The following is a 12,431-nucleotide window of genomic DNA, read 5'->3' as shown; positions in this document are numbered from 1 at the left end:
AGGTGTTTTATCCCCTGATCGCTTTCCAGTATTTCCAGCATCACGATTCGGGTGTAATCACGGCAAATCCGGCCCGCTCCAATATTTCAGCCAGCACAGGCAAGGGCGTACTCGCTACTTCTCGGTACATCTTCGTCGTGTACAGATGCACGGCGCCAGGAAAATCCTCGGACAAGCTCGCCCGCAGTTTTTTTCCGCTGTCATCTTCATCGGTAAACAGGTACACTTCCTCTGCCGACTCCGCTTGCGCCAAAAGCTGCTCGCCTTTTTCCTGGCTGTAGGAGCCGTACGTGCAGTAGATGGTCACAGGCTCGGCCAGCACGCGGAGCAGCCGCTCCTTGTCTGTTTTCCCTTCCACGATGATGACACATCCTCCCATGGCCATCCCCCTCCTTTTACACAAACCTCTTTTTCTCTATAGTATACCTTGCGCTTCCATATAGACAGCCATTCGGACAGAAAATGCGGGAGCGGAGCATGAGCGCCGCCTCTGTGTAGACAGAAGGATTGGAGTTTTCTGTTTCTTTATGAAAAAAGAATTGCATTTCGTTTTTCTGCGTCATATAATCTGACATAAATAAAAACGATGTCAGAATACCTGACACAAAAGGGGTGGAATGAATGGAACCGACTCTCACTGAACTCTCGTCTGCCATTGATGCCACATGGGTCATGATCTCGGCCATTTTGGTCATTCTCATGCAAGTGGGGTTTGCCTTGCTTGAGGCCGGATCGACCCGGATGAAAAACGCCGGGCACGTCGCAGGCAAAACCGTCCTCACCTTCGGCATTTGCTCCATCGCCTTTTGGGCGTTCGGCTTCGGCCTGACTTTCGGGGACGGCAACTCCTTCATCGGCTTGTCCGGCTTCTTCTTCGACGGCTTGCAAAAGGGTGCCTTCTCCGCCTTTTCTGCCGCTACCGTTCCGATCTCGATTCTTTTCCTCTTCCAGCTCGCCTTCGCAGCGGTTTCGCTGGCGATCGCCTGGGGCGGTTTTGCCGAGCGTGCCAAGCTGTCCGTCTACTTCATTTTCAGCGTGTTGTTTACCGTCCTCATCTATCCTGTCGTCGGCCACTGGGTCTGGGGTGGCGGCTGGCTTGCCCAGCTTGGCATGCAAGACTTCGCCGGCTCGACGGTTGTCCATCTGCAAGGCGCCATCGTCGCCCTCGTCGCTACCGTTCTGTTGAAGCCGCGCATCGGCAAGTACAACCGTGACGGCAGCTCCAATCTGATCCCCGGCCACAACCAGGTGTACTCTGTACTCGGCGTACTGTTTCTGTGGATCGGCTGGTTCGGCTTCAACGCAGGCTCCACACTCGGCAGCACCTCCGGCTTTTTCGGCTATGTCGCCGTGACGACCAATCTCGCTACCGCAGCGGGCGCTGTCGCCGCCCTCGCCATTTCCTGGATCGTGATGGGCAAAGCCGACATCCCGAGCATGCTGAACGGTGTCCTGGCCGCTCTCGTCGCCATCACCGCTTCGTGCGCATTCGTCGAGCCTTGGGCTGCTGTCGTCATCGGCGGTGTGTCAGGTATTCTCACATTCTATACATCTATCTGGTTTGACCGCATCGGTATTGATGATCCTGTGTTTGCCTTTTCCGTTCACGGCGTAGCCGGAATCTGGGGCACGCTGTCTACGGGCCTGTTCGCTACGCCTGAGCTGGCGGAAAAAGTCGGGGTAGGCGGCGCCGGACTGTTTTACGGCGGCGGCCTGCATCAGTTGGGGGTACAGGCGCTTGGCCTCGCAGGCTCCATGGCTTATGTCTTCGTGGTAGCTTACATCATTTTATCCATCCTGAAAGCGACGATCGGACTCCGCGTCACAGAAGAAGAAGAGGTGGTTGGCCTTGACCTTAGCGAACATGGGGGATACGGTTATCCCGAACTACTCCAGCCTGAGCGCATACGACCCGCTGCATCCCCGCAAAGCGGCACCTCTCACACTCTCACCTGAGCAGGTAGCGCGTATCCGGCAGGTAGAATCGTTTGCCGCGCTTGCGCAGCTTCGCCAGGAATTGCTTGATACGGCTCCCTTGCGCCAATTGAACCGCGCAGGGGAAATGGCTCCTTTTTCCATCGTAGTGAACTTGATTCACGATAACCTTATCCGCCAGGGCATTCTGCTTGCCGTAGACGCTCTGGCTAAACAAGGGGTGGGCACGCCGCCCGTCCCGTTTGCCTTTTTGCAATTCGGCAGCGGCGGGCGCTTCGAGCAGGCCATCGTCAGCGATCAGGACAACGGGCTTGTCTATGAAATTCCCGCGCACCTGACCGAAGCCGAGCAGGAGCGGGTTCACGGCTATTTTCAACTGCTGGCCGCAACCATCGTGTCCGGTCTGGAGGAAGTCGGCTATCCGCCTTGCCAGGGCAACGTCACCTGCCTCTCTCCACGATGGCGCGGCAGCGTCGCGCAATGGAGCGACCAGCTGGACAGATGGATCTCCCACCCGATCTGGGAAAATGCCCGCTATCTGCTCCTCGCCAGCGACGTGCGCGTGCTGTACGGGGAATCGGCGATTTTCGCCCCCGTTCTGGATCGCTTCCGGCAGCTTTTGGCCAGCAATCCGTTTTTGCTCGATCGGCTGGTCAGCAACACGTTGCATTACCGCGTGCCGCTCGGCTTGTTCGGAAGAGTGCTGCCCGAAGTCACCGGACGGTTTCGCGGAGCGATCAACATCAAGTACGGCGTCTATTTGCCGATCGTTAACTGCGTGCGGCATTTCGCTCTGGCGCACGGCATCTTCGTCAGCTCTACGCTTGAGCGGCTGGGCGAGCTGGCGGAAAAAGGCGTGTGGAGCAACAGCTTTTGCGATGAAGTCGCCGCGCATTTCCGGCTGATCCAGGGACTGCGCCTGACCGCCCTCTTGCACTGGGAGGACGGCCACTACGCGAGCAACAGCTACATCAAGCTCGACAAGCTGTCTCCTGATTCCATCGTCCAGGTGCGCGAAGCGATGAAGCTGGCCATCCGGCTGCAAAAAATGACGGCAAAGCTCCCGTCCACCATTCGGGGATAGGAGGAGACGCGTTTGGCAAAATGGGACTTCATCGGCCGCTTGTGGAACATGAATCGCGCGATGGCAGGGGTGCCGGGCGACTGGAAGTGGGGGCTGGGCAGCGACGACAAACAGCATCAGGCTTACCTTCGCTCCCTCTCCAAGGAAGCGAGGCACATGGATGCCAGCGAAAACATACCGCTTGCCGATCTGGAGGTAGTCGTCGTCGATTTGGAGACGACGGGCTTTTACCCCGATCACGGTGACGCCATCATTTCGATCGGAGCGATTGCCATGCGGGGGGAAAAACTGCTGGAGGATTCGTTTTACACACTGGTCAATCCGGGGCGGACGATCCCGCCCCACGTCCGCTCGCTGACCGGGATTACCGACGATATGACGGCAGACGCCCCCGATCTGCTCGAAGCTCTTTCGGGTTTTTTCCGCTTCGTCGGAGATCGTCCGCTGGTCGCCCACCACTCCCGGCATGAGCGCGAATTTTTCCGCTCCGCCCTCTGGAAAACAAGCCGGCGCCCGCTGACGCACCGGGTGCTAGACACGATGCTTTTGATTCGGCTCTTGAGCAACCCGGTCGGCAACGGCTCGCTGGACGCCCTCTGCGCCCAGCACGGCATCCCGATCTCGCACAGGCACCACGCCTACTGTGATGCCGTGGCCGCCGGGACGCTGTGGGCGAAGTATTTGACAAAAGCGCAGCAGGCCGGATACACCACTCTTCGGGAGGTGTACGAGGCGCTGCGGTAGAAAGGCGAGGAATCGCTGTTTGATTTTGAAGGAGTCGGTCTGATGTTGCTGCAAATCAGGGAAGCTGTTTTGGACGATTTACCTGCCATGCTGGCGATTTACAACCATGCGATTGCCCATCTGGCTGCAACTTTCGACCTGGAGCCGCAGAGTTTGGCCCAGCGCGAAGTCTGGTTTCACAAGCACACGAAAGCTCATCCGCTGCTGGTCGCCGAGGCGGACGGGCAAGTGGTCGGCTATTGCTGCCTTTCCCCTTTTCGCGAAAAGCCGGCGTACAGCAAAACCGTCGAGCTGTCTGTCTACATTGATGCGCAAAAGCGGGGACGCGGTGTCGGTACGGCCTTGATGAGCGACATCTTGCAGCGGGCCAAACAGCTCGGCTACCACACGGTCATCAGCGGCATTACGGGTGGAAACGAGGCGAGCGTGCGGCTTCATGAAAAGTTCGGGTTTACGCTTGCGGGAACATTCCGGGAGGTGGGCTTCAAATTCAACGAGTGGCACGATGTGTATTTTTATCAATTGATGCTGGGAAAAGAAGCGTGAAGCTTCCCCGGCGCGAACGCACAAAAGCCGGCAATCCACGCTGTCATGCGGATTGTCGGCTTTGTTGATTCTACAGGATTCATCACGGTCATCCTTCGCACTCCACGAGCCAGTTGCCGAGGCAGAAGCAGCTTGCCTCTCCTTTTTGCCTACTCCAGAATAAACACCTCGTCGCCCTGCGACACCGTCCCTGTCGCCACCACAGAGGCGTACACGCCGAAATGGTTTTCGTGGCGCTTCACGCATGCCTTCAGCACAGCCGGGTTCTTCTCCAGCGTATCCGGGTCGATGTTCACGTACATGCAACGCTCGCAATGCTTGGTAACCTGCAGGGTAACATCGTTGATTTGCAGCTTTTTGCCCAGCCATTTGTCTTCTGCGAACGGTTCGTCTTCTCCCAGCGCAACGATGAGGTTTCCGCGAAAACGTCTCGGGTCAATCCAGTCGCTGCCGATCACCCGTGCCAGCTCGCGCAGGGAGGCGTCCGTCACCAAAAGAATGTGATCCTCCCAGTTTTTTCCACCCTCTATCGGGAGACTGCGCATCGGCGTCACCGCTCTTTTCGCTGTCTCTGCGACATGGGCGAACAGCGACTCTCCCCACGTATGTACGCTGCCGTCACGCGCTTCGATCCGAACCTTGGGGTATGCTTCTTCGCTCGTCTTTTCCCCCATGCTGGCATGGTAGCCGAGCATCGCCGGCACGACGTCTGCGCTCAAATATTTTCCGCCGCGCGAGTCGTCCAGAAAGAAATACGCCCGATCGCCGTACAGGCCGAAAGCGTCGACCTCCGCCGTCGTCAGCTGCTCGCCCCGCATCGCTTTTACCGGATGGCGAAACAGGCTTTGCAATGTCCCAATCTTTTTCACCCATATCCTCTCCCTGGAAGAGCCTCTACCCTTTGATAAACGAATTGCGCACCCTGCTCCAAAACGTCAGTCGCTTGTAGCGGGCGAATTTGACTTTGCCTTGCCCGACGCGGCACGTAATGGAGCGCACGCCTCTCCACACCCCTTGCTCGCGATCGAGGCCGATCATGATTTCCGGGTTCATGACGATCAGCTCGACCTCGTGATGCTTGGGCAAAACGAGCGAGCTGTTGATCGTCCGATACGCCTGGTTGTTGATGGAAGCGATTTCGGACAGCTGGATTGCCTCGATGGACGGATGCACGATTGCGCCGTCCACAGCTTTGTTGTAGGCGGTGCTCCCCGATGGCGAGGAAACGATCAGCCCGTCGCCGCGAAACGTCTCCAGTTCGTCCCCGTTAATATAGACGCACGCGACCAGTGTCGAGAGGGACGCGTTGCGCAAGACCAATTCGTTCAGGGCCCATTTGTCGTATGTCCGGCCGTCGGCGGTGTCAATTCGGCACTGAACCGTCGGATATTCGACGATCGCCGGTTCCGCATGCAAGAGCCGATCGACGAACTCATCCAGTTCTTCCGGCCGCCAGTCGGCGTAAAAGCCGAGGTGTCCCGTATGAATTCCTACATAGGCAGGCTCCATGCCGTATTGATGCACAGCCTCCAGCAGCGTCCCGTCCCCGCCGATGGAGAGCACCATGTCCGGCTTGGTCTTTGTTCCGTTCACAAACGTGTACGAACTGCCCGCCTCCCGCAGCTTTTCCTTCAATAAATGTTCGACTTCCCGCGTATAATCGTCATTTCGCAGTACAGTTGCAATCTTCATGCTGGTCTGCCCTCACTTTTATCCTTCGAAGCGGTTAAGCACGCTCGTTTGTTGATCTCACTATACCACATGGGAAAAGGAGATGCATGGAAACGGCCGAGTCTCACCATCGCTCTTCGCGGAAAGATTGGGCGCAAAATTCTGCTAACCGCTTTCGCGTCGAGGCGGTCATGTCATCCGGGAGCTGGTCCCACAAAAAATAGCGCATGTCCCGGACTTCATTGACGTCGATCTTGCCTGTCCCGGGCTGGATTTGGCAGGCGTGGAACAGGGCGATGTGGTCGCGCTTGCCTTCCCGTTCGCTGTAATACAGGTGACAGAGCCTGAGTTCGCCTGCTACGAGGCCGCATTCTTCCCGCAGCTCTCGGCGGGCTGCCTCCCAGAACGATTCTCCTTTTTCGACTCCGCCGCCGGGCAGGTACCAGCCGGATACATAGGTGTGCCGAATAAGCAGGACGCCTTTTTGTTCGTCAGCCACGATGAGGCGCACTCCGAGAGTGAGCGGCTTGCGGATTTTCCAATACCATTTTCCTATCGCATGGTACCATGCCATGCTGTCGCCTCCTGTCTCCTGACTGGGCGTTGTTTTTCACCGGTGTCTCGGGTCTGTCAATTCTGCTGGTAGGAAAATCGTACCTGACTGACAGGAAAAAAAAAAATTTTTTCCAACGGGTTCGCAAAGCGCGGCAAAACAAAAAAGCAGGCCTGCTCCAAGGCCCGCTTTTCACTCCAGACGATTCTCCAACTCCTTGACGATGGCCTCGGCCTTGCGAATCCAGCGGGGGTCGATCTCGGCATCTTTGTCGAGCGGCTCCTGGAACTGGTTCATCACGGCTGAAGCGACGGGGGCGTAGTAGCCGATCTCTTCCTCTACGCCTGTGTTGTAGACGTGGCGCAACACAAACGGTTCGCCCAGCTCCAGCCACGCGTCGGGGCTGTCAAGCTCGCCCTGCAAGACTTTTACCGGGAGGCGAAGGTACACGGTGTTCTTGTCGTCCAGGGCACGGTCGAAATAGCCGTGCTCGTAATCCCAGTTCGCCAGCGTAAAATGCGGCTCCAGCGACTCGCGAAAATAACCGAACGTCGCCTTCGTCCCTGGTAAGCTGCTGTGGATTTTCTTCATGATCTTATCCCCTGCCTTCGTCACATACTACGGATAGTGTGCGCCAAAACGGCAGGTTGTACTCACAGGCGAAGGCTAGCAAAACGAGCAACAAGCCTCGCTGCCGGAATTGCGGATGGCAAGAGGCTTGGTAGCTCTATGCTTTCAGGTTTTAGAGCAGCGCGATCGTCAAAAGCGTAAACAAGGCGAGCGGAATGATTCTTTTGCCTCGTCGGCACGGGCGGCGGCGTTTTTTCCTCGGCACGACGACGGCAGCCGGAGGTGGCGGCGGCGGATACGGGTAAAACGGCTGAGGCGGGTAGGGCGGGTACGGGGCAAACGGCGCCATGTACGGTGGATAGCCGGCATAAGGAGCGCCCTCTCCATACGGACTCACCTGTCCGTACGGAAAGCTCGGACTGCCGAACGGGCTTACCTGCCCATACGGTTGACCCGGACTGCCGAACGGGCTTACCTGCCCATACGGCTGGCCCGGACTGCCGAACGGACTTACCTGCCCATACGGCTGATTCGGGCTGCCGAACGGACTTACCTGCCCATATGGCTGGTTCGGGCTGCCGAACGGACTTACCTGCCCATATGGCTGGTTCGGGCTGCCGAATGGGCTGATCGGAGCGTATGGATAGCACTCATCCGCGTAAGGGCTGACTTGACCAGCAGGAGGTCGATTCGGCTGGCTGCTGCTGCCAAGCGGACTGACATCGCCGAACGGCTGGTATCCGCCATATGGATAGCCGTAGGGAGTCCAGTCCGGGTACATGCCCCAGTCTCCCTGCGACTTTCGGCTGGCTACCTCTTCGAACTCATAGTCGTCTTCTTCTGCATTGGGATCGTCTACTTCCACGTATACGTTCTGATCGTCAAAATCGACGATCACCCCTTCAAAAATCTGGCCGTCAATCGCTTCGATGCGCACCTTTTTCTCGACGTGTTCCTTGCATATGTTGTGCACATTTTCGCGCATATCCTTTATCAGGCTGACCATCTGGACGTCAGCCTGGTACAGGTTTTTTTCAGACTGCATGGAAACTCCTCCCCTTCTGGTGTTTCTTTATTACCATATACAAGAGCCCATGGGGAGGTGTACCGGTTTGCCGATGAGACTAGCCCATTTTGCGCTGCCCTTCGTCTGTTCCCGCCAGAAAACGGGAAGGCAAAAACGGTGCCAGCCGCTCCGTATCGCCATTTTCCAGATAGTCGGCCATCCATTTGGCTGTGACCGGGGACAGCAGAATACCGTTGCGGAAATGCCCTCCGGCAATCGACAGCCCGTCCCAGCCGGGCACGGAACCAAGCAGCGGCTTGCCATCGGCGGTAGCTGGCCGCAGTCCGCCCCACGCCTCCAGAAAAGCGGCGCTGTGCAAAGCCGGGACATACGGCATAACGCCGTTCAGGATGCTGGCCAAGCCCGCCATGGTGACTTCGCGCTGAAAGCCGCTTTCGTCTTCCGTCGCGCCGATGACGATTTTCCCGTCCTTTTTCGGGGTAATGTAGCCCGATGTGCCAAAAATCACCGTGCGCAGCGGGATGCCTGCGGAGGATACGGCCGCGATCTGGCCGCGAACCGGGCGAACCGGAATGGAAACGCCGAGCATTTCCAGCATGATGCCCGCCCAAGCGCCTGACGTGATGATCGTCTGCTCCGCCCGCAGCGGCCCGAGCGAGCTCTCCACGCCGACTACCCGACCGCCTTTTACGGCAATGCCGCTCACGACGCAGCCTGCGTGCAGCGCGACACCCTGCAGGCGGCACGCTGTCACCAGAGCGCGCAGCAGCATGCGGTTGTTGATATGTCCTTCGTACGGAGAGTAGATGGCTGCCTGCGCCTGTTCGGTCAGAAGCGGCTCCACCTCAGCCAGCTGCTTTTGTTCTGTCAAAAAGTGGACGCTGTGCCCCGCTGCTTTTTGCCAATGGTACTTCGCTTCCAATTGCGCCTGCTCGTCATCGTTGAGTGCCACCGTAAGCAGTCCGTCCAGGCTAAGCTGTACGTCCCCTCCGGTAAACTCCTCCAGCTCGGCTGCCCACTCCGGGTAATAGGACAGCGAAGTCATGCCCAGATTGAGCATCGGGCCTGGGGAGGCAAATTCCTTCAATGGCGCAAGCATCCCCGCCGCAGCGGAGGACGCCTGTCCGCCCCACTCTCCCTGCTCCACCAGCGTGACGCTGTATCCTCTTCGTGACAACTCATAGGCCAGACTTAATCCGATGATTCCTCCACCCACTATGAGACAATCGCTCACTGTTTCTCTCTCCTCGCTGTTGCAATTTGGTCGGGGCCGCTCGCCCTGCACCGCAGCTTTCGCCAAAGCCCCTGACAAAAATCCCGCGATGGACCGTTCCATAAAGAAAGCCCACCCTCTCCTTTGCAAGGAAAAGGTGGGCTTCATACGCATAGAAACCAGGAAAAAGCGCTGTTTGCCGGCAACCGTATCCCTGCGCCGGCATGATCCGGATCAGGTGCAATGGGTCGATGGTCGTATGCTCCCATCCTCTCAGCCCCGCATGAAGGACTCCCCGAGTTGCTTGATCTTTTCTTTTCGTTTCCCTACCAAGTATAGTCCTCTTGGCAGTGACCTGACAAGATGCTTCCGCGCTTCCCTCTGCTCTTAATCTTCGTCTTTCACATCGTAGCTTTCCGGAACCGTTTCGTGACGCGCCGCTTCCTCGAACTCGCGAAGCTTGCGCAGCTCCTCCAGATGGTGATTGAACTGTTCCTTGTTAATGATGTACTCGTTGCCGTCGTGGAGGGCACGGATCTTGCCCTGATGAATTTTCTCCAAAATAAACGTTTCGGGAAGCTCCAAATACGCCGCTGTTTCCTCCACGGTCAAATACGTCTTGTTCTCGCGCAATCTTGCCTCCAGTTCCGCTTTCTGCCGCTCGAATCCAGGTTTTCCCAGAAGGGCGAACATGTTGGCTTTGTACGCCTCCACCCCTGGCTGATCGAACGGGTTGACGCCTAAGAGATAGCCGCTAATCCCGCATGCCTTTTCAAAAAAGTAGATCAGGGCACCGAGATGATACGCAGTCGCCTCTGGCATCTCCACAAGCAGGTTCGGTACGCCGCCGTCCACGTGCGCCAGTACCGTTCCTTCGAAAGCCTTTTTATTGACAAACCCCATCCGTTTGCCGGACAAGAAGTTCAGCCCGTCGACATCGAGCGGGTCCTCCTGTACGGTGATGTCGACAGCGGGCTTGTTCACGGTCACGACGGTTTCAAACAAGTGCCGCATGCCGTCCTGTATGTACTGCCCCAACGAGTGCAGGTCCGCGGAAAACTCCGCCGACGCGGGGAAAATGCCTTTGCCGTCCTTTCCTTCCGACTCTCCGAACAACTGCTTCCACCACTCCGCAAAAAAGCGGAACTGCGGCTCGTAGCTGACCAGAAGCTCTACGGTCTTGCCTTTGCGGTACAGGGCATTGCGAATCGCCGCATACTGGTAGCACGGGTTTTCGTGCAAATCCATCACCATGTAGCGCTCGCTCGCGTCTTGCGCTCCCTTCATCAGCGCGTCCAGATCGGCTCCGCTCACGGCTATGGGCAGAAGCCCGACTGCGGTCAGGACGGAAAAACGTCCGCCGATATCGTCCGGAATGACAAAGCTTTCGTACCCTTCGTCTTCCGCGAGCCTTTTCAAGGCGCCACGCGTTTTGTCCGTCGTAATATAGATGCGCTTCCTCGCCTGTTCGCGGCCGTACTTGTTCTCCAGCCAGGTGCGCAACAGCCGAAAAGCGATCGCGGGCTCTGTGGTCGTGCCCGACTTCGAGATGACATTGATGGACACGTCTTTTCCTTCCAGCACGTCCATCAGATGAGAGATATAAACCGGGCTGATATTGTTTCCGACAAAATAAATCTCCGGAAAACGCCGCTTCGACTTCGGCAGCAAATTGTAAAAGCTGTGGCCCAAAATGTCCAGTACAGCCTTCGCCCCCAAGTATGAACCCCCGATTCCAATTACCAAAAGCACATCTGAATCAGCCTGGATACGTGCCGCGGCCTGGCGAATCCGCTCGAACTCGACGCGGTCGTACCTCTGTGGCCAATCCACCCACCCGAGATAGTCTCTGCCTGGCCCCGTTCTTTTGTGCAACATCTCATGCGCCTGCCCGATCGCCGGGGCAAGCTGCTCCCATTCATGCTGTCTCACAAAGGCGCGTGCATTGGAGTAATCAAATCGTATGGCTTGGTTCATGGCTCCCCTCCCAAGGAACGTCATCTATTCTCTTATCTTATCACGCCACCAGCCAGAAAGTTGCTTTTAGTCAAAACATCACAAAATGCGAGCCAATCGGGAAAAATTCGCGACAAATGGCCCCGGTTATCGCGAATATCGACACCTCGCTGTCGAAAAAGAACTGTTTCTCGGTACAAAAACATGCACCTGTGCAGCTTGCGGCCACAGGTGCATGCTTATGTGGGAAACGTATCTGTCATCAGTTTCAAAAGAAAAAACAGCGCAATCCCGAAACTCGCGACCGTCCACCAGAGCGTTTTGCTGTCCGTCTTGTCTGCCTTGTAGATACCGCTCAGCTTCCAGGTGCCTACAGCTACACAGAGGAGACTGAGCAGGAGCAGGATTGTCCCCATGATCTCCCTCCTTCCCCTCTCCTAGCTATATGGGGAAGAAGGGGAAAAAATCACTCCTTGGACTGCTTTTTCCCCAAACGGCCGAGAACTTGCCGGCCGCGCTGCTTGATCGCCTCATCCTTGAGTGCAAGCTGTCGTTTTTTCATCAGGCCGTTTTTCGATGTATCCGGTCGGCCTGTCTGACGTTCCTCGCGCATCAGCTGTACTTGCCTCCGCCCTTTTTCTCATAGTCCTCCAGCAGTTCCGCAAAGCTTTTGTTGCGCTCGCGCTCTTCCTGTTCGCGACGCTTTTGCTCCGCCGCTTCCTTCGCCTTGCGTTCGCTTTCGGATTTCATGTCTTTTTCCAGCTGCTTCAGCTTGGCCCATGCATCCGGATTCACCAGATCCTTCAGGCTGCCGAGAGAAGATTTCGCTTCTGTCGCTGTATCCGGGTTTTGCCGTTGCGGTTGCTGTTTTTGCTTTTTCTTCGCCATGTGAACTACCATCCTTTCCCTATCGAATTCACGCCCATTCTCCAGCGCTTTTTGGGTCATACTACTTTTACGCTTCGCATGAAGAGGAGGACGAGACATGGTACGCAATAAAGCAAAAGACTTCGGAAAAACCGCAGAAATCCGTGGCCCCAAAGCCCAGTCGGAAGCCATCCGTTCCAACGGTTCCATCAATAGTGAACCACAAGAGCGGTTAAAAGAAAACCGTTAGACACAAAAGGGAACC

The 12,431-nt window shown here is 56.8% G+C and carries 16 protein-coding genes, 1 pseudogene and 1 riboswitch; of the genes and pseudogenes, 5 read left to right on the top strand and 12 right to left on the bottom strand.

The window, feature by feature from the left end:
* Positions 1–40 precede the first annotated feature (40 nt).
* The gene (locus ACTHO6_RS12150) at positions 41–379 is read right to left on the bottom strand and encodes a toprim domain-containing protein (protein ID WP_440241823.1); all 339 of its coding nucleotides are present in this window, start codon (positions 377–379) and stop codon (positions 41–43) included.
* Positions 380–621: 242 nt separating this feature from the next.
* Between ACTHO6_RS12150 and ACTHO6_RS12145 the strand changes: the two genes are divergently transcribed.
* From ACTHO6_RS12145 to ACTHO6_RS12130, 4 genes are read left to right on the top strand one after another with little or no spacing between them, the layout of a single operon-like run.
* The gene (locus ACTHO6_RS12145) at positions 622–1,956 is read left to right on the top strand and encodes an ammonium transporter (protein ID WP_440241821.1); all 1,335 of its coding nucleotides are present in this window, start codon (positions 622–624) and stop codon (positions 1,954–1,956) included.
* A complete protein-coding gene (locus ACTHO6_RS12140) occupies positions 1,850–3,019 on the top strand; it encodes a DUF294 nucleotidyltransferase-like domain-containing protein (protein ID WP_440241820.1) in 1,170 nt (389 codons plus the stop codon). The genes ACTHO6_RS12145 and ACTHO6_RS12140 overlap by 107 nt, the downstream gene beginning before the upstream one ends.
* Before the next feature lie 12 nt (positions 3,020–3,031).
* Complete coding sequence (locus ACTHO6_RS12135) at positions 3,032–3,763, top strand: exonuclease domain-containing protein (RefSeq protein WP_440241819.1); 732 nt, start codon at positions 3,032–3,034, stop codon at positions 3,761–3,763.
* Positions 3,764–3,805: 42 nt separating this feature from the next.
* Entirely contained in the window at positions 3,806–4,309 is a 504-nt protein-coding gene (locus tag ACTHO6_RS12130) for an N-acetyltransferase family protein (protein ID WP_440241818.1), read from the top strand.
* 149 nt (positions 4,310–4,458) lie between these two features.
* Here ACTHO6_RS12130 and ACTHO6_RS12125 read toward each other — a convergent pair whose 3' ends face one another.
* The 11 genes and pseudogenes from ACTHO6_RS12125 to ACTHO6_RS12075 form a co-directional block, all read right to left on the bottom strand.
* Positions 4,459–5,178 (bottom strand): MOSC domain-containing protein, encoded by a 720-nt coding sequence (locus ACTHO6_RS12125; RefSeq protein WP_440241817.1) that lies wholly within the window; start codon positions 5,176–5,178, stop codon positions 4,459–4,461.
* Between the two features lie 25 nt (positions 5,179–5,203).
* Positions 5,204–6,001: an NAD kinase gene (locus ACTHO6_RS12120; RefSeq protein ID WP_440241816.1), complete on the bottom strand. Its 798-nt coding sequence runs from the start codon at positions 5,999–6,001 to the stop codon at positions 5,204–5,206.
* Between the two features lie 103 nt (positions 6,002–6,104).
* Positions 6,105–6,554, bottom strand: coding sequence for an NUDIX domain-containing protein (locus tag ACTHO6_RS12115; RefSeq protein WP_440241815.1), 450 nt, complete (start codon positions 6,552–6,554; stop codon positions 6,105–6,107).
* Between the two features lie 171 nt (positions 6,555–6,725).
* Positions 6,726–7,124, bottom strand: a complete 399-nt coding sequence (locus tag ACTHO6_RS12110) for a YugN family protein (protein WP_440241814.1) — start codon at positions 7,122–7,124, stop codon at positions 6,726–6,728.
* Between the two features lie 151 nt (positions 7,125–7,275).
* On the bottom strand, positions 7,276–8,148 hold the full coding sequence (locus ACTHO6_RS12105) for a hypothetical protein (RefSeq protein WP_440241813.1): 873 nt from the start codon (positions 8,146–8,148) through the stop codon (positions 7,276–7,278).
* A 79-nt stretch (positions 8,149–8,227) separates the two neighbouring features.
* The gene (gene thiO / locus ACTHO6_RS12100) at positions 8,228–9,364 is read right to left on the bottom strand and encodes a glycine oxidase ThiO (RefSeq protein WP_440241870.1); all 1,137 of its coding nucleotides are present in this window, start codon (positions 9,362–9,364) and stop codon (positions 8,228–8,230) included.
* A 170-nt stretch (positions 9,365–9,534) separates the two neighbouring features.
* Positions 9,535–9,651, bottom strand: a riboswitch (TPP riboswitch).
* Positions 9,652–9,730: 79 nt separating this feature from the next.
* Positions 9,731–9,949: an excisionase family DNA-binding protein gene (locus ACTHO6_RS12095; RefSeq protein ID WP_440241869.1), complete on the bottom strand. Its 219-nt coding sequence runs from the start codon at positions 9,947–9,949 to the stop codon at positions 9,731–9,733.
* Positions 9,950–9,970: 21 nt separating this feature from the next.
* Positions 9,971–11,320: pseudogene (locus tag ACTHO6_RS12090) on the bottom strand (glucose-6-phosphate isomerase); the annotation flags it as partial.
* Positions 11,321–11,538: 218 nt separating this feature from the next.
* Positions 11,539–11,715, bottom strand: a complete 177-nt coding sequence (locus ACTHO6_RS12085; protein ID WP_440241812.1) for a hypothetical protein — start codon at positions 11,713–11,715, stop codon at positions 11,539–11,541.
* Positions 11,716–11,765: 50 nt separating this feature from the next.
* Entirely contained in the window at positions 11,766–11,912 is a 147-nt protein-coding gene (locus tag ACTHO6_RS12080) for a hypothetical protein (protein ID WP_440241811.1), read from the bottom strand.
* A complete protein-coding gene (locus tag ACTHO6_RS12075; RefSeq protein ID WP_440241810.1) occupies positions 11,912–12,187 on the bottom strand; it encodes a DUF3886 domain-containing protein in 276 nt (91 codons plus the stop codon). Before ACTHO6_RS12075 ends, ACTHO6_RS12080 begins: the two co-directional genes overlap by 1 nt.
* A gap of 97 nt (positions 12,188–12,284) precedes the next feature.
* On the opposite strand from ACTHO6_RS12075, the gene sspK reads away from it, so the two are divergent.
* Positions 12,285–12,416, top strand: a complete 132-nt coding sequence (gene sspK, locus ACTHO6_RS12070; RefSeq protein ID WP_063230518.1) for a small acid-soluble spore protein K — start codon at positions 12,285–12,287, stop codon at positions 12,414–12,416.
* Positions 12,417–12,431 lie beyond the last annotated feature (15 nt).

Origin of the sequence: Brevibacillus sp. SAFN-007a, assembly GCF_051967035.1 — a bacterium.
Taxonomy (GTDB): domain Bacteria; phylum Bacillota; class Bacilli; order Brevibacillales; family Brevibacillaceae; genus Brevibacillus.
The sequence above is the reverse complement of the archived record's forward strand: the minus strand, read 5'-3'. Positions and strand labels throughout refer to the sequence as shown.